The 15075-nt window shown below is 67.5% G+C and carries 15 protein-coding genes; 12 read left to right on the top strand and 3 right to left on the bottom strand.

Annotation, left to right across the window (positions count from 1 at the left end; genetic code table 11):
- The 10 genes from ACQEVJ_RS29005 to ACQEVJ_RS28960 all read left to right on the top strand — a co-directional run bounded on the left by ACQEVJ_RS29005 (window position 1) and on the right by ACQEVJ_RS28960 (window position 8155).
- A complete protein-coding gene (locus tag ACQEVJ_RS29005) occupies window positions 1–1002 on the top strand; it encodes a hypothetical protein (RefSeq protein WP_433106433.1) in 1002 nt (333 codons plus the stop codon).
- Between the two features lie 32 nt (window positions 1003–1034).
- Window positions 1035–2114, top strand: coding sequence for an amidohydrolase family protein (locus ACQEVJ_RS29000; protein ID WP_433106431.1), 1080 nt, complete (start codon window positions 1035–1037; stop codon window positions 2112–2114).
- Window positions 2111–2782: an RraA family protein gene (locus ACQEVJ_RS28995; RefSeq protein WP_433106429.1), complete on the top strand. Its 672-nt coding sequence runs from the start codon at window positions 2111–2113 to the stop codon at window positions 2780–2782. Before ACQEVJ_RS29000 ends, ACQEVJ_RS28995 begins: the two co-directional genes overlap by 4 nt.
- A complete protein-coding gene (locus ACQEVJ_RS28990; RefSeq protein WP_433106427.1) occupies window positions 2779–3180 on the top strand; it encodes a RidA family protein in 402 nt (133 codons plus the stop codon). Before ACQEVJ_RS28995 ends, ACQEVJ_RS28990 begins: the two co-directional genes overlap by 4 nt.
- Entirely contained in the window at window positions 3173–3835 is a 663-nt protein-coding gene (locus ACQEVJ_RS28985) for an RraA family protein (protein WP_433106425.1), read from the top strand. Before ACQEVJ_RS28990 ends, ACQEVJ_RS28985 begins: the two co-directional genes overlap by 8 nt.
- Window positions 3832–4497, top strand: a complete 666-nt coding sequence (locus ACQEVJ_RS28980) for an RraA family protein (RefSeq protein ID WP_433106423.1) — start codon at window positions 3832–3834, stop codon at window positions 4495–4497. The genes ACQEVJ_RS28985 and ACQEVJ_RS28980 overlap by 4 nt, the downstream gene beginning before the upstream one ends.
- Window positions 4498–4510: 13 nt before the next feature.
- Window positions 4511–4702 carry a ferredoxin gene (locus ACQEVJ_RS28975; RefSeq protein WP_433106421.1) on the top strand — a complete coding sequence of 64 codons (192 nt, stop codon included), beginning with the start codon at window positions 4511–4513 and terminating at the stop codon, window positions 4700–4702.
- 592 nt (window positions 4703–5294) lie between these two features.
- Complete coding sequence (locus ACQEVJ_RS28970) at window positions 5295–6344, top strand: ABC transporter substrate-binding protein (RefSeq protein WP_433106419.1); 1050 nt, start codon at window positions 5295–5297, stop codon at window positions 6342–6344.
- 134 nt (window positions 6345–6478) lie between these two features.
- Complete coding sequence (locus ACQEVJ_RS28965) at window positions 6479–7261, top strand: ABC transporter ATP-binding protein (protein ID WP_433106417.1); 783 nt, start codon at window positions 6479–6481, stop codon at window positions 7259–7261.
- A gap of 24 nt (window positions 7262–7285) precedes the next feature.
- Complete coding sequence (locus tag ACQEVJ_RS28960) at window positions 7286–8155, top strand: ABC transporter permease (RefSeq protein WP_433106415.1); 870 nt, start codon at window positions 7286–7288, stop codon at window positions 8153–8155.
- 95 nt (window positions 8156–8250) lie between these two features.
- On the opposite strand, the gene ACQEVJ_RS28955 is transcribed toward ACQEVJ_RS28960, so the two are convergent.
- Together ACQEVJ_RS28955 and ACQEVJ_RS28950 are read right to left on the bottom strand one after the other, a co-directional pair.
- Window positions 8251–9000 (bottom strand): SDR family NAD(P)-dependent oxidoreductase, encoded by a 750-nt coding sequence (locus ACQEVJ_RS28955; RefSeq protein ID WP_433106413.1) that lies wholly within the window; start codon window positions 8998–9000, stop codon window positions 8251–8253.
- Between the two features lie 5 nt (window positions 9001–9005).
- Window positions 9006–10256, bottom strand: coding sequence for a cytochrome P450 (locus ACQEVJ_RS28950; protein WP_433106411.1), 1251 nt, complete (start codon window positions 10254–10256; stop codon window positions 9006–9008).
- A gap of 253 nt (window positions 10257–10509) precedes the next feature.
- Here ACQEVJ_RS28950 and ACQEVJ_RS28945 point away from each other — a divergent pair, with 253 nt between their 5' ends.
- Both ACQEVJ_RS28945 and ACQEVJ_RS28940 read left to right on the top strand, forming a co-directional pair.
- Window positions 10510–12090 carry an MmgE/PrpD family protein gene (locus ACQEVJ_RS28945; RefSeq protein WP_433106409.1) on the top strand — a complete coding sequence of 527 codons (1581 nt, stop codon included), beginning with the start codon at window positions 10510–10512 and terminating at the stop codon, window positions 12088–12090.
- Window positions 12091–12638: 548 nt separating this feature from the next.
- Window positions 12639–13472, top strand: a complete 834-nt coding sequence (locus tag ACQEVJ_RS28940) for an IclR family transcriptional regulator (RefSeq protein WP_433106407.1) — start codon at window positions 12639–12641, stop codon at window positions 13470–13472.
- Window positions 13473–13701: 229 nt separating this feature from the next.
- Here ACQEVJ_RS28940 and ACQEVJ_RS28935 read toward each other — a convergent pair whose 3' ends face one another.
- Window positions 13702–15003, bottom strand: coding sequence for a Rieske 2Fe-2S domain-containing protein (locus ACQEVJ_RS28935; protein ID WP_433106405.1), 1302 nt, complete (start codon window positions 15001–15003; stop codon window positions 13702–13704).
- Between the last annotated feature and the right edge of the window lie 72 nt (window positions 15004–15075).

Below are 15075 nucleotides of genomic sequence, written 5' to 3'. Positions count from 1 at the left end.
GTGGCTGAGATCGTGCTCGGAATCGGCACGTCGCACAGCCCGCTGCTGGCCATCGAGCCCGGGTTGTGGGCGGAGCGCGCCAAGGACGACTACCGCAAGCAGGAGCTCTACCTGGCCGACGGCCGGGTCGTCTCCTACGACCGGTTGGCGGAGGAATCCGGCGGACGCCACGCCGACGTCGCGACGCCGGAGAATTTCGAGAAGCAGGCACTGCGGGCGCAGCAGGCGCTGGACCGTGTGGCTCGCGCCATCGCCGAGGCGGACCTCGACGCTCTCGTCATCATCGGCGACGACCAGGAGGAGCTGTTCAGCAAGGCGCACCTGCCCGCGCTCGCGGTCTTCAACGGGCCCGAGCTGGTGACGCACCCGAAGAACGAGCTGAACCCGAACCTGCCGAGCTGGTACAAGGAGGCGAACAAGGGCTACAAGATGGACACCGTCCATCGGCACCCCGCCGCCGTCGGCCTGGCCAACGGCCTGATCGAGGGGTTCATCGAGGCGGGAGTGGACGTCGCCGTCGCCGGTGAGGTGCTCGACCCGCGCAAGGCCGGGTTCGGGCACGCCTACGGTTTCGTGATCGACCGTCTGTGCGGCGACCGGCGGATTCCGATTCTGCCGATCATGCTCAACACCTACTTCCCGCCGAACGTGCCACGCCCGGGCCGCTGCTACGACATCGGCGAGGTCATCGGCCGGGTGCTGACCGCGCTGCCGGGCGACGAGCGGGTCGGCATCGTCGCCTCGGGCGGGCTGACCCACTTCGCCGTGGACGAGGACCTCGACCGGCGGGTCATCCGCGCGCTGGAGACCGGCGACGCCGACACCCTGCGGACCCTCCCGCCGCTGGGCCTGCGGTCCGGCAACTCCGAGATCCTCAACTGGGTGATGGCCGCCGGTGCGCTCACGGGGCTGACCGTGACCGACTCCGAGTACATCCCGGTGCACCGCACCCCCGCCGGCACCGGCATCGGCCTCGCCTTCCTCGTCTGGCAGCCCGCGTAGCGGCGCCACTTCCGCAACCAGGAGTCCCCCTGATGATCATCGATGCGCACGCGCACCTCATCACCCCACCCGCGGTCTTCGCCGTACGGACGGTCCTGCAGGCGTCCAACGGCCAGCACTCCAAGTCGTGGTACATCGACCGCTACATCGACGACGCGGACCTCGTGGCGGCCGCGGACAAGGGCGTCCGCCTGATGGATCAGGTCGGCACCGACATGCAGTTCATCTCCCCGCGCCCGTTCGTGCTCATGCACTCGCACCCGGTCGCCAGGGACGTGAAGCTGTGGATCGAGCTGCAGAACGACCTCATCCATCGCGCCGTGTCACTGCACCCGACCCGCTACCGCGGGGTGGCCGGGCTGCCGCAGGTGGCCGGCGAGCCGGTCGAGATCGTCTTCGACGAGATCGAGCGCGCGATCGGCGAGCTCGGGTTCATCGGCGTGCTGCTCAACCCCGACCCCGACGAGGGAGGCGGCCGCTCACCGCGGCTGTCCGACCCGTACTGGTACCCCCTCTGGGCCAAGCTCGTCGAGCTCGGCGTACCCGCGCTCATCCACAGCGCCGGCTGTCGTGGCCGCGAGACCTACGACGAGCACTTCGCGACCGAGGAGAGCCTGGCGGTGACCTCGCTCGTTCATTCCGAGGTGTTCGAGAAGTTCCCCGAGCTGAAGCTCATCGTCAGCCACGGTGGTGGCTCCATCCCCTACCAGATCGGCCGCTGGCGGGCGCACTGGTGGCTGGACCTCGCCACCAAGAAGAAGCACATCGCGCAGTACTTCCGTGACCTCGAACACGCGGGGATGAACGGGGAGCCGCTGCCGGAGGCCCCGGCCGACCTCACCACCTTCGACGACGCCCTGCGTCAGCTGTACTTCGACACCGACGTGCACAGCACCCACTCACTGGAGCTGCTCTTCCGCACCGTCGGCGTGGACCGCTGCCTGTTCGGCACCGAACGGCCGGGCAGCGGCGGCGCGATCAACCCCGAGACGGGGCGCTCCTTCGAGGACTTCAAGTACACGATCGACCGCATCGAGTTCCTGACGGACGAGGACCGGGCCCAGATCTACGAGCACAACGCCCGGCGCGTCTTCCCGAGGCTGTCGCTGTGACGGGAACGCCGCCGACTGCGACGACGTTGCCGGCCGATCTGCTGCGGGAGGCCGCCGCGCTGCCGACCGCGACGCTCCACGAGGCGGCCGGGAAGATCGGCGCCCTTCCCGCCGCGGTCAAGCCCGTACGCCCGGGCATGCGCCTGGCCGGCCCGGCGCTGCCCGTCCTCAGCCCTCCAGGTGACAACCTCTGGCTGCACCGTGCCATCTACGCGGCACAGCCCGGGGACGTCCTCGTCGTGGTCTTCGGCGAGGGGAGCGACCCACTGGAGTTCGGCCACTGGGGCGAGGTGATGGCGGTCGCCGCGCTGGAATGCGGCATCGCGGGGCTGGTCATCGACGGCGGCGTCCGGGACGCCGACCAGCTCGCGACGCGCGGCTTCCCGACCTTCGCGTCGTCCGTCTCCATCAGGGGCACGGGCAAGGACCCCGAGGGGACGGGTGCGGTCGGCGCACCGGTCCGCATCGGCGAGGTGAACGTACACCGCGGCGATCTGGTGGTGGGCGACGGGGACGGTGTCGTCGTGCTGCCCGCGGCCCGGGCCGGCGGCGTCGTACAGGCGGCCCGCGAGCGGGAGACGGCGGAACAGGAAATCTTCGCACGGCTCGCGGCGGGGGAATCCACGCTGGACGTCTACCGGCTGCCGGGGGAGAGGAGTGCGTCGTGAGACGACGCAGCATCGTCGTGCCGGGCCTCGAGCACGGGTCGAATCCCATCCCGGCGGCGTCGCGGCGCGGACCGCTGCTGGCCACCGGGGGTGTCCGCGGCGTCGACCGGGAGAACGGCGTGCTTCCGGCGGACGCCGGCGAGCAGGTTCGCCACGCCTTCGCGAACCTGCGGGCGGTGATCGAGGCCGGTGGCGGCACCGTCGAGGACATCGTGCACGTGACGGTGTTCGCCGCGGCCGACGTCCGCGCGGCCGTGAACGAGGAGTGGATCGGGATGTTTCCCGACGCGGGCTCCCGGCCCGCCCGGCATCTGCTGCGCCAGGATCTGCCGGGCGAGATGCTCGTACAGCTCGAGGCACTGGCGTTCGTGATGGAAGACAGGGAGAGCGATGGCTGAGGATCTCGTGAGGAGGCTCGCGGCACTCGACGCGTGTGCGGTGTCCGACGCGCTGGACCGTCTGGGCGTGACCGGTGCCGCTCTCGGGCTGGCGCCGTTGACGGGGAACCATCGCATCGCGGGGCGGGTCACCACCGTGCGGCTCGTCGAGGCGGGGGAGGCTCCACCGAGCCCGCGGCATCTGGGCACCGCCGCCGTCGAGGCGTCCGGTCCCGGTGACGTGATCGTGGTCGAGCACGGAGGCCGCACCGGCGTGTCGGGCTGGGGCGGCATCCTCTCCCTCGCAGCGGTGCAGCGCGGCATCGAAGGAGTGGTCGTCGACGGAGCCTGCCGGGATGTCGACGAGAGCCGTGAGCTGGGCCTGCCCGTCTTCGCCCGGGCCGCCGTCCCGCTCACCGCGCGGGGCAGGGTCGTGGAGCAGGACTGGAACATTCCCGTGACGATCTGCGGAGTCGCGGTGGCGCCGGGCGACTACGTCATCGCCGACGGCAGCGGCGTGGTGTTCCTCCCCAGGGAACGGGCCGAGGAGATCGTCGCCGCGGCCGAGCGGATCGCGGCACGCGAGCGGACGATGGCCGAACTGGTGAAGGCAGGCGCGCCGGTGTCCGAGGTGATGGGCACGGGCTACGAGACGATGCTGCAGGAGAACCGATGACCACGACGAGCACCACCGAGCAGATCACCACGGCATTGCGGGCACTGAGCTGCACCGACGTCAGCGACGCGCTCGATCGGCTGGGCATCGCCGGGCACTGCCTGGGGATCATGCCACTGGACCGGTCGTTCCGTCTCGTCGGGCAGGCCTGGACGCTGCGCTATGGCCCGGTCGGCCGTGACCCCGGCACCGTGGGGGACTACATCGACGATCTCGGTCCTGGAGATGTGGTCGTGCTCGACAACCAGGGCAGGCTCGACGCGACCGTCTGGGGTGACCTGCTGACCTACACCGCCGTCCGGAACGGGGTGGCCGGCACGGTGATCGACGGGGTGTGCCGCGACGTCGACCGCTCGATCACGACGGCTTACCCGGTCTTCTCCCGTGGCAACTGGATGCGTACCGGAAAGGACCGGGTGCGGGTCGAGGGGATCGGCGAGCCGGTGTCGATCGGCGGCGTCCGGGTCGAGCCGGGCGACTGGCTGCTGGGTGACGGCGACGGTGTCCTGTGCGTCCCGGCCGGGCGGATCGGCGAGGTGATCGCGGCGGCGGAGGAGATCCGAGACGCGGAGGAGCGGATCCGGGAGGCGGTCCACGGCGGGCGACCCCTGCGCGCGGCGCGCGAGGAGGTCGGCTACCACCGGCTGCAGACCAAGCGTTGAACGGCGCCCTGAGATGAAGGTCAGCGTTGACAAGGACATGTGCGCCTGCACGGGCACGTGTGCCTTGATAGCTCCTGAGGTGTTCGCGATCGAGAACCACAGCGAACTCGTCGTTCTGGATCCAGAGCCCGCCGACGCGCTGCGCGACCTGGTGGTCGATGCCGCCGAGCAGTGTCCCACGGGAGCCATCGAGATCACGGAGTGAGCCTTCTGCTCTTGCCTGCTCCGCACCGGGCACAGGGGTGAACCCTCTTCCAGCCCGTGGCCGAAGCAGGTCCAGTGAGCCTGCCGATGCTGAAGGGATCCGGCGTCCTTTCCATATCGGCAGGCTCTTTCGTCTGCGCCGACGCGTCCGCGGCCGGTCGGCCGGCGTCCTCGCCTCCCGATCGACCGTACCTCGCAGCCTGCACCATTTGCCCGTCACATCGTCGCCTATCACGAGTTGTCGTGATCGGAGAGCAGGCGGAGAAGCCTCTCGGCCGAGCATGCCGCTGCTTTCGCTGCGCTATCGGGTGTGCTGTGGCCGATAAGGGTAGCGGCGAAGTTTCGTCTATTGACACGATATGCCGCAAAGAGGTTAATATCCCATAACCTCGCATTGCCGCCCGCCACGCGCCACGACGCCGCTCGCCGGGACAGGGCACCCTGCGAAGCCGTCCTCCCCGTTCACGATTGATCAATTACCGAAAGATCCACGGTGCCGTCCTCGACTGACACCCTGGCGGAAAGAATCTGGAGGCTGAGCGATGCGCCCTGGCCTTAAGTCACTGGCAATGGGATTGGCCCTGGTCGTAGGCATGGCCGCTACCGCCTGCGGCGGCAACTCGGATGTCTCAGAGAAACGGGAAGTCACCGCGTTCTCCACGGCGGGCGACGACACGCTGCCGCAGGCTCTGCGGCCGAGCCCGCTCAAGGAGCGCAAGACGGTCAAGGTCGCGCTCGCGGCCATGGTCGGCTCCTATGCCGCGCTCGCGGTCGCCGATCGACTCGGAGAGTTCGAGAAGGAGAACATCAAGGTCGAGTTCGAATTCCTCCCCGCGCAGGACTCGCTCGTCATGATGACGCAGAAGCGCGTGGACGTGCTGGCCTCGCAGATCTCCCCCGGTCTGCTGAACATCATCGGATCGGGTGAGGGCATCCGGATCGTCTTCCCGGGCGGTGGGCGGCCCGAGGACACCGACCAGGGCCTGTGGGTGAACAAGAAGATCTTCGGCGACAACGGCACGTTCGACCTGCAGGACCTCAAGGGAGTGGACCTCGCCGGCCCGGGGGGCAACCGTCCTGGGCTGTGGGCCACCCTGTTCGAGTTCCTGAAGACCAACAAGGTCGACGTCGGGCCCAAAGACGTCAACTGGCAGGACCTGAGCTCCGCTGACGCCGTCAACGCCCTGCGTAACGGGGCGGTGGGGGCCGCCTACGCGTCGGCTCCCTACCAGGAGCTCCTGCTGAAGGACGCCTGCTGCGAGTTCGTCAAGGGAGCGATCTCCCCGGCGACCGGCGTGTTCTACATGTTCGGGCAGCGTCTGCTGAAGGACGATCGCGAGACAGGAGCGGCCTTCGTCCGGGCTTTGGCCAGAACCACGCAGAAGTACCTCTTGAAGGATTACCGGCAGACCGACGAGGTCGTCGCCGCACTCGCGGAGGCTCAGAAGGTTCCCGAGAAGACCATTCGTGAGGCGGAGCCGTCGGCCTTCGAAGCGGACTACAACCTGCACACCGAGTTCGCGCCCGTCTACCAGAACTACTACCGGGAAATCGACAGCGGGTTGCTCCAGTACAACAGCGATCTGAGCGATAAGGACCTCTTCGACTCCTCGTTCGCGGAGCCCCTGCGTAGCTCCGGCTGATCGCGAGGACGTGCGGCGGGCGCCCTACCGGGAAGGGACGCCCGCCGCATCGCCACAAAGGGTTCGTTGCAGTGAAACGGCCGGTGCCGACCTCCGGGCCTGCTCACGGTCCAACCGGCAAAGCGGGAGTAGTAGTGAACGAGAACAGAGTCGCGGTACGTGGTGTGGAGCGGGTGTTCGCCTCCGGCCATTCGACCGTCAAGGCGCTGGGCCCCATCGACCTCGATGTGCGTGACGGAGAATTCCTCTGCATCGTGGGCCCGTCGGGTTGTGGCAAGTCCACCCTGCTACGCATCATCGCGGGACTCCTGAGCCCCAGCGCCGGTGAGGTGTCGCTGCGCACCACCAGTAAGGAGGCGCCACTCACTTCCGTGGTCTTCCAGGATTACAGCATCTTCCCCTGGAAGACGGTGGAAGCCAACGTCCGCTTCGGCCTGGACATCGCGAAGGTGCCCAGCTCCGTTTCGAAGGAGCGGGTTTCCCGGTGGCTGACCCGTCTCGGCCTCAAGGACTTCGGTGGCGCCTACCCGGCCACTTTGTCCGGAGGAATGAAGCAGCGGGTCTCCATCGCGCGCGCGTTCGCGGTGGAACCGCAGATCCTGCTGATGGACGAACCGTTCGCCGCGCTGGACGCGCAGTTGCGCCAGGTGATGCAGGCGGAGCTGCTCGAGCTCTGGCAGGGGGACGGCCGGACCGTCATCTTCATCACGCACAACCTGGACGAGGCCATTCTGCTCGGTGACAGGGTGATCGTGATGAGTTCCCGGCCAGGGCGTGTGGTGGCCGAGATCGATGTCCCCTTCACACGGCCGCGTTCTCCGGAGATCCGCAGGAGCTCCGAGTTCGCCGAGCTCGAAGGCGAGATCTGGGACCTGCTTAAGTCCGAGATGACGACGGACCCTCGGATAAGCGCCTGAACGGGACTGCAGAAGAAGGAAACCATGACGGAATTGGCACAATCTCAGCAGCCGGCGCAGGCCGACCACGGATACGGCGGGCTGGTCACCCGGACGCCTGATCTCGCTGAGCGCGATCCGGTCCGCTTCCAGCGCCGACGCGTTCTCGTCGAGAATCTCCTGCGGTTCGGAACCCCTGTCGCCGTTCTTCTCGTGTGGCAGGTCATCTCCTCCAGTGGACTGGTGGACCAGCGCTTCTGGCCCCCGCCGAGTGAGATCGTCGTCTCCTTCGCGGACCTCGTCTCCTCCGGTTTGGTGCTCGAGGCAGCGGTCAGCACGTTCAGGGTGCTCCTGCTCGGATACTTCGGCGGAGCGCTGATCGGGATCGTCCTGGGCGTCCTTCTGGGCAGCTTCCGTAAGCTGAGGACCGCACTCGAGCCTGTCATCAGCGCGCTCTACACCGTGCCCAAGCTCGCCGTGCTTCCCCTGCTGCTGATGATCTTCGGGTTGGGGGAGACCCCGAAGGTGCTCCTGGTCGCGTTCGGCGTCTTCTTCATCGTGGCGATCTCCACGATGTCCGCTGTGGCCGGCCTCGCGGAGGGCTACCTGGAGCCGGCACGCTCGTTCGGCGCGAGCCGGCTGCAGACGTTCCGCCATGTCACACTGCCCGCGATGATGCCGGAGGTGTTCACCTCGCTGCGCATATCGATCGGCACCGCGGTGCTGCTCGTCATCGGCATCGAGTTCGTGCAGGGGCGCGAAGGGCTCGGCTTCCTGATCTGGAACTCGTGGCAGGTGTTCCTCGCGGACCGGATGTACGCCGGCATCGTGACCGTCTCGATCATCGGGGTCGCGCTGCAGTCCGCGGTGACCTGGATCGGGCGACGCGTCTCCCCGTGGGCTCCCCGCCGGTAGATCACGCCTTCACTGCGGAGCACCGCCGAGCGGCTCGGCATCCGAAAGGTGGCCGAGCCCGTCCAGCCTCGGCCACCCACGTGGGGCCCGGGCGGCTAGGGCATGAACTTTCCGCCGTTGACGTGGAGCGTCTGCCCTGTGATGAAGCCGGCTTCATCCGAGGCGAGGAACCGTACCGCCCGGGCGATCTCCTCGACCTCTCCCGTTCGCCGCATCGGGATGCGGGAGGTGTCCAGCGGCGCCCCGGCCCTGGCCGTGCCCTCCGTCCGTGTCGGGCCGGGAGAGACGACGTTGACTCGCACCGTCGGAGCCAGCTCGGCCGCGAGGCACCGGCTCATGCCCAGGACGCCGGCCTTGCTGGCCGAGTAGGCGATGAGATTCGGGTTGGCCATCGAACCGGCCCCGGAGGAGATGTTGACGATGGATCCGCCGCCGGTCTCCACCATGCTCCTGGCTGCCTCTCTGCAGACCAGGAACGTCCCGGTCAGGTTGACGCCGATGACCATGTTCCAGGTCTCGTCGGCGGTGTCCAGGGCCGGTGCGAAGGGGAACACCCCGGCGCAGTTCACCACCGTGCGGATCCGCCCGTACTCGGTGACCGCGAGTTGGACCATCGCGCGGACCTGGTCCGTGCGCGTGACGTCCACGGCCACGGCGGACGCCCGTACGCCGAACTCGTCCTCGCACTGGGCGGCGACCGCCTTGGCGTTGTCGAGATCGACGTCCGCCAGGACGAGTGATTCACCGTGCGAGGCGAATTCCAGCGCGATCCCCTTGCCGATGCCGCGGCCGGCTCCTGTCACCAGCGTCGCGCCGTCTCGCACTTCCGGAACCAGTCGCTCCATCTGTGTCACGCCCAACGCACCGGGAACGAGATGAGGCCGCGTGTGAGGAATCCCGCGAGCCACTCGACGTGGTCGGTCGCGAGCTCCAGCTTGCGCTCCGAAGCCAGATGGGCGAACGCCACCTGGGCCTCCAAACGGGCGAGGCTGGCGCCCAGGCACATGTGTATTCCGCCGCCGAAGGCCACGTGGCGAGGGCCCTCCCGCCGGATGTCGAACCTGTCAGGGTCGGTGAACACCTCGGGGTCGCGGTTCGCGGCCGAGAGGATCGCGTAGACGTGCTCATCCTTGCGGATCAGCACGTCCCCGAGCTCCATGTCCTCGGGCGCGATCCGCAGCAGGCTGTTACGCGGCGGCCCCTCGTAGCGGAGGATCTCCTCGACCGCGGATGGGATCACGTCAGGATGGGCCCTCATGTCGTCGTAGGCGTCCGGATGAGTGAGGAAGAGGTGCATGCCGTTGGAGATCAGGTTCTTGGTGGTGCTGAACCCCGCGTTGTGCAGCAGCATGCAGTTGGCGATGATCTCTTGATCGGTGAGCCTGCCGTCCACGTCCTCGGCGTCGCTGGCCTCGATCAGCTGCGAGATGATGTCGGATCCGCCCGGGTTCGCCCGGCGTTCCTTGATGAGGTCCCCGAAGAACGTGAAACACTCCTTCGCGATCGCCTCGCGCTGTGCGGCCACCTCCGGGGCCTGGGGCAGGGGTTCCAGAGCGCCGAACAGCGCCTGACCCCAGGCGGCGAAGTCTTCCTCCATGTCCGTGGGGACACCCACGAGGCGGCAGATCAGGCGCAGCGGCACCCGGTACGCGAAATTCTCGATGAAGTCGAACTCGTCGTGCTCACGCAGGCCGGAGAGCAGGTCTTGGACGATCTCGCTGATGTGACCCCGGCTCTGCTCCACGGACCTGGGGGTGAAAATCCGCGAGACGAGTCCGCGCAGCCGCGTGTGGTCGGGCGGGTCCCGGAAGGCCATGCTCTCCAGGAAGACCTGCTGTGTCGGGGTGATGCCGGTCCTGCCGTCCATCTCATCCCGGCTCCAGCGCCGGTCCCGGACCAGAGCCTGCGCCTCGTCGTAGGAGGTCACGAGAATCGGACCCAGCGAGGTCCGGTAGACCGGCGCGTATGCACGCAGACGGTCGAAGAAGGGGTAGGGATCGCGGGTGATGTCCGCACGGTCCGGATGGTCCGAGCTGAGGTACAGCACTACCTCTTCTTCGATGGTCCGGCCCTGGGGGTGCGATGTGAGACGGGTTGTCATGCGGTCAAGCCTCCTCCGCGTACTCCGCGCGGCCGCGCGAAGCGGATACCGCTCCCTCATCGCCTGTGTACGCGTGTTCACATACGAAGGGGGAGAGCGGCAGCAGCAGTTGGGCGCATATTGCGAATAACTGTAGTAGTGTACGGTATTTCGTTGTTATGGCCAATGCTTGAAACGGCCGAATGGGGTCGCAGGTTCGGTTGCCAGGAGTCGTCGCGCAGTGCGCCGATCAAGTGTCGCCTGATGGTGTGATGTGCGAACCCTGCCGCTCGCGGCCGGCCGGCATCCTGGCCGGCGTGACGGCGGTGTCGGGCCGCGCTGGAGGCGGCCTAGCCAAAGTGTGCGGCAAATCGTAGGATCTGACGATATGTCGGAGATCTACGCTCCAGATGTCAACGAAGACCGGGACGGGCCGACCCTCCGGCTCGCCCGTTTCGCGGCCGAAACTCGTGCTGCGGACCTGCCTCCGGTGGCGCTCGAAGGAGCTCGGCGTCTCCTCCTGGACACCATCGCCTGTGCCGTCGCGGCGTGGGATCTGCCGTCGAGCCGGATCGTCCGTGAGCTCCTCGAGGAGCAGGGGGGCCGGCAGGAGTCGAGCGTGCTGGTGAGCGGCGCCAAGCTACCGGCTCCGGCCGCGGCATACCTGAACGCCCATCTGTCCAACGCGATCGACGCCGACGACACACTCAACTACAGCGCGCACATCGCCGCCTCCGCCGTCGCACCGGCGCTGGCGATCGCCGAACGTGTCGGCGCCTCGGGCTTGGACACCCTCGCCGCGATCGCTCTCGGCTACGAAGTGGCCGGACGGATCGGGCTCTCCTTGCGCGGCCTTGTCGTCACCCCGGACGGGTCGTTCACGTTCGCTCCCGTCACCGGCTACGGCTGGACGAGCTTCGCCGCCGCGGTCGCGAGTGGCCGGCTGCTGGGCGTCGACTCTTCGCGCATGCGGCACGCCTTCGGTCTCGCCGCCGCGGCGACCCCGTTGCCGACGTCGGGTAAGTTCGGCCTCGATCTTCCCCGTCCGATGACCAAGTACGGCCTGTACGGCGAGATGGCCCAGGGCGGAGTCATGGCGGCCCTTCTCGCTCAACGGGGATTCACCGCGGACACGACCGTGCTCGACGGTGAGCGCGGGCTTTGGCGCATGGCCGGGTCGCTCGACTGCGACTGGACGGCGCTCACCGACGGGATCGGCACTCGCTGGCTGGTCGACGAGGCTTCCTACAAGTCCTATCCCGGCTGCCGATTTCTCAACCCGGCCATCGACGTCTTCCTGGACATCCTCCGCGACGAGGGACTGAGAGCCGACGAGGTCGAGCGTGTCGAGGCGCTGGTGCCCGGCAGCGCGATCGCGAAGCACATGAACGACCCGTCAGTCGAGTCGATGGTGGACGGCTGCTTCAGCCTGCCGTACCTGCTCGCGTGCGCGGCACTGGCCGGCCCTCCCGGTCCGGGGTGGCACACCGATGAGACCCGGTCCGACCCTGCCGTCCGGCGCTTCTCGGCCAAGGTCGACGTGGGGGTCGAGCCTCGGGCCGCCGATGCGGCGAAGGAGGATCTGACCCGATACGGCCATAGCGTCAGGATGTGCACGACGGTCACGGTCGAGACCGCGGAGCGGCGCTTCACCCGCAGCGCCGACTATGCCCGCGGAGATTCCTACACGCCGCAGACCAGAGCCACCGCAGCAGACATCGCAGACAAGTTTCGTCGTTACACCGTCGATGTTCTCGGCCGGGAGCGGAGTGAGCGGGCCCTCGCGTTCGGGCGCGAGTTGGAGGCGATGGACGATCTGCACCAGTTCATGGCCTGTCTCACCACGCGCGCCTGACCATCGCGACAGCGCGTACGCGAGGCGTTGTCGGCAGGGATCGCCCGTTCCTCTCGCAATGGAGCGACGCCTGCCCGGCCAGTCGTTAACTTAGCCGAAATATCGTTATAGGATGATGCTGTCTCTGTCATCACTCTAGCGGGCACGTCGCAGGCGGGTGGCTTCCCGTGTGAGGCGCGCCGGCGCTGTGGGGCCGGGGATGTGTGTTGGTGATAACGGGGATAAATCGGGCGGCTTCGGCCGCTCTAAGAACGAACGTGGGGGCGATATGTTCGACGAAAATTCGTTATCGGCATCCATGCCACGGTATCCTTGATCCGGATTTGGTCATCCGGGGTGTGGTGGGCGGTTGATCTCGTCACCTCTACCCGATGACCCGCTGATTCTGAGGGCTGATCGGCGCGGTGCCGTGCGAGTGTTGCGGACGCGTGACAAGTGCCCGGGCCGGGTGGCACCAGGCGTTCGATTGGCTTATACCGACTGGCAAGGCATCGTAAGTCAGATGTCGCACAGCGGCTCGCGGGTGCGACCAATGGAAAGGGATTCCGATGGCGAAGGCTGTGGAACCGGCCCAGCCGGCCGAGGCCGCCCCACCTGTGCGGCGCGGGCGGCGACCGCGCGGCGGTCCTGCGGAGGCCAGTGGGACGACCGTGCCCGCCGCTGCCCGGGCGATGGCGCTCTTCGAGATTTTCGCGCGAGAGCGGCGCGAGCTCACCAAATCCGAAGTGGCCCGGCTGCTGGACATACCCGAGAGCAGCAGTTCCGACCTGCTCAACACTCTGCACGAACTCGGCTATGTGAGCCGTACCGTCACGACACGGCGCTTCTACCCCACCGGCCGCCTGCTCGCCGTTGCCAAGTCGATCGCCGAGAACGACGCCCTCTCGGCGTTCGGGACCGAGGCGAGCGGGTTGCTCGCGCAGCGCTCGGGCGAAACGGCCTGTTGCGCGGTGCTCGCCGGTGACCGCATCAAGGTGCTCGCGGTCTCACAGGGGCGGCACCGCCTGCGCTATGTGATCGGGGTGGGGGACACCTTCACCATCCACGGCACCGCGATCGGAAAGGCGCTGCTGGGCGGCCTCGACGACTACGACATGAGCCGGACGCTGCGGCTGAAGGCGCTGTCCAGGCTCACGGACGGGACGAAGACCGAGCCGCGGGAACTCGAGGACGAGGTACGGAGCCACCGGGAACTCGGCTGGTACCAAGCCGTCGATGAGGGCACAGTCGGCGTCAGTTCGTTCGCGGTCTCCGGTCGTATCGGGGACGACGTGGTCGGTCTGGGGATCATCGGTCCAACGGATCGGGTGCGCTCCAGCCAGGACGAACTGCTCAAGATCCTGCACGAGGTCAAGGACACCGTCTTCGGCAGCGCCTCCTGACGGGGCCAGCTCGGCGGGCCGGGATTGTACTGCCGAAACCGGATTTACTGGCCTTTGCGGGCAGTGAGGGCTCGGAGGCCGGTAGCCGCAAGAGCGGCGCCATGGTTTCAGTGAGAAAAGCGCCTTTCGAACCTAGGGAAGGCCGGATCGGTGCGAACATCCAGCCCCAGTTCGAAGGCGCTTTCCTCAGACAAGACAAGCGCGCCGCGTCGGCGTCGCGCTCCTCTCGTCAGTCGGCGACGCGGGTGTAGTAATCGCGCCAGTCCTCGCCCTCGGGAACGTCGTATTGAGCCGGCCGCGGTTGTTCCTTGGGGTCGAAACCTCTGGGGTCCTCGCCCTTCTGGACCCGCTGGGCATTGTCGATCATCTGTCGGCGGAAGCGCGCGATGGCGAGGTCGGCGGGGACGAGATGCTCGACGGGGAAGCGCTCGACATGACCCATCGAAGCGCTCACCGCGAAATCTTCAGGGATGAAGCGGTAGAGGCCGGTGAAGCTGCCGTTCTTCATCGCTGTGCGGTCCTGCAGCCAGTTGTTCGACTTGTTCGGGCGGTCCGGCAGGTCATGGAATTCGCGCCCGGCTCCGTAGACGTTCTTGGCGACGTCGTCGATGCCGTAGTAGGTGAGAATCTCCTGGCGGGCCTCTCCGTCCCTGATGTTCCGGGTCGGATCCCAGAAGACCATGAAGAGATACGACCGGTCGTCGTCCACGGGCAGCACCATCTGGGCGAGGTAGCCGGACTGGATGAGAATCGACGTCGGGTGCTTGAAGCCCGTCACCCTTGCCCGGTGGCGCACCGAGCCGTCGGCCTGCGGGTGCCGGCTCACCGCGGCATACCGGAAGCCGAAGTCGGTCTCCTGCACCTCGATGTCCGGCGCGAGGTCCTGCGCCAGCACGCCTGCGGACGCGACACGCGGCGTCCCGCCGAAGCTGGGCGCCGGTCCCTCGCCGGCTGCCAGTTGACGCAAGGCGTCCTGGTGCAGCGAACCGGTGTGGGTGGTGTCGATGAGGCCCTCGACAAGACGCGTGTAGTTGGCGGAGCAGACGACGAGTTCGACCACGACGTTCTCGTCGGGAAGGTCGAAGAACGGGTAGTGCTGGAAGGGCGGTTCCTTGTCCTGGGGGCCGAAGTACCCCCAGACGACACCGCCGGCCTCGCGTACGGCATAGGCGGGCTGACGCACCCGTTCCTTGAACCGCGGGTCCCGGACGTTGGGGGTCTCAAGGATCGTGCCGTCGACCGCGTACTTCCAGCCATGGTAGAGGCAACGCAGGCCACCCTCTTCGTTGCGGCCGAGACAGAGCGAAGCGCTGCGGTGCGTGCACAGTTCGTCGAGCAGTCCCAGGCGCCCCTCGCTGTCGCGGAAGAGTACGTAGTCCTCTCCCAGGGCGCGGACACGCATCGGGTCGCCGTCGTTGTCGGCCACATCGGTCGAGAGCGCGATCGGCAACCAGAACCGCTTGAAGCATGCGTTCATAGGCGTGCCCGGACCGACCTCCATGAGCAGTCTCTTCTGTGTGATCAGGTCCATTCACGACATCCCTTCGCCATGGCTGGGTTGGGACCCAGGTATTACGGTATTTCGGTATGTCAGTCGCGGTCT

This window comes from Microbispora sp. CA-102843 (assembly GCF_050936215.1).
Taxonomy (GTDB): Bacteria; Actinomycetota; Actinomycetes; order Streptosporangiales; family Streptosporangiaceae; genus Microbispora.
The sequence above is the reverse complement of the archived record's forward strand: the minus strand, read 5'-3'. Positions and strand labels throughout refer to the sequence as shown.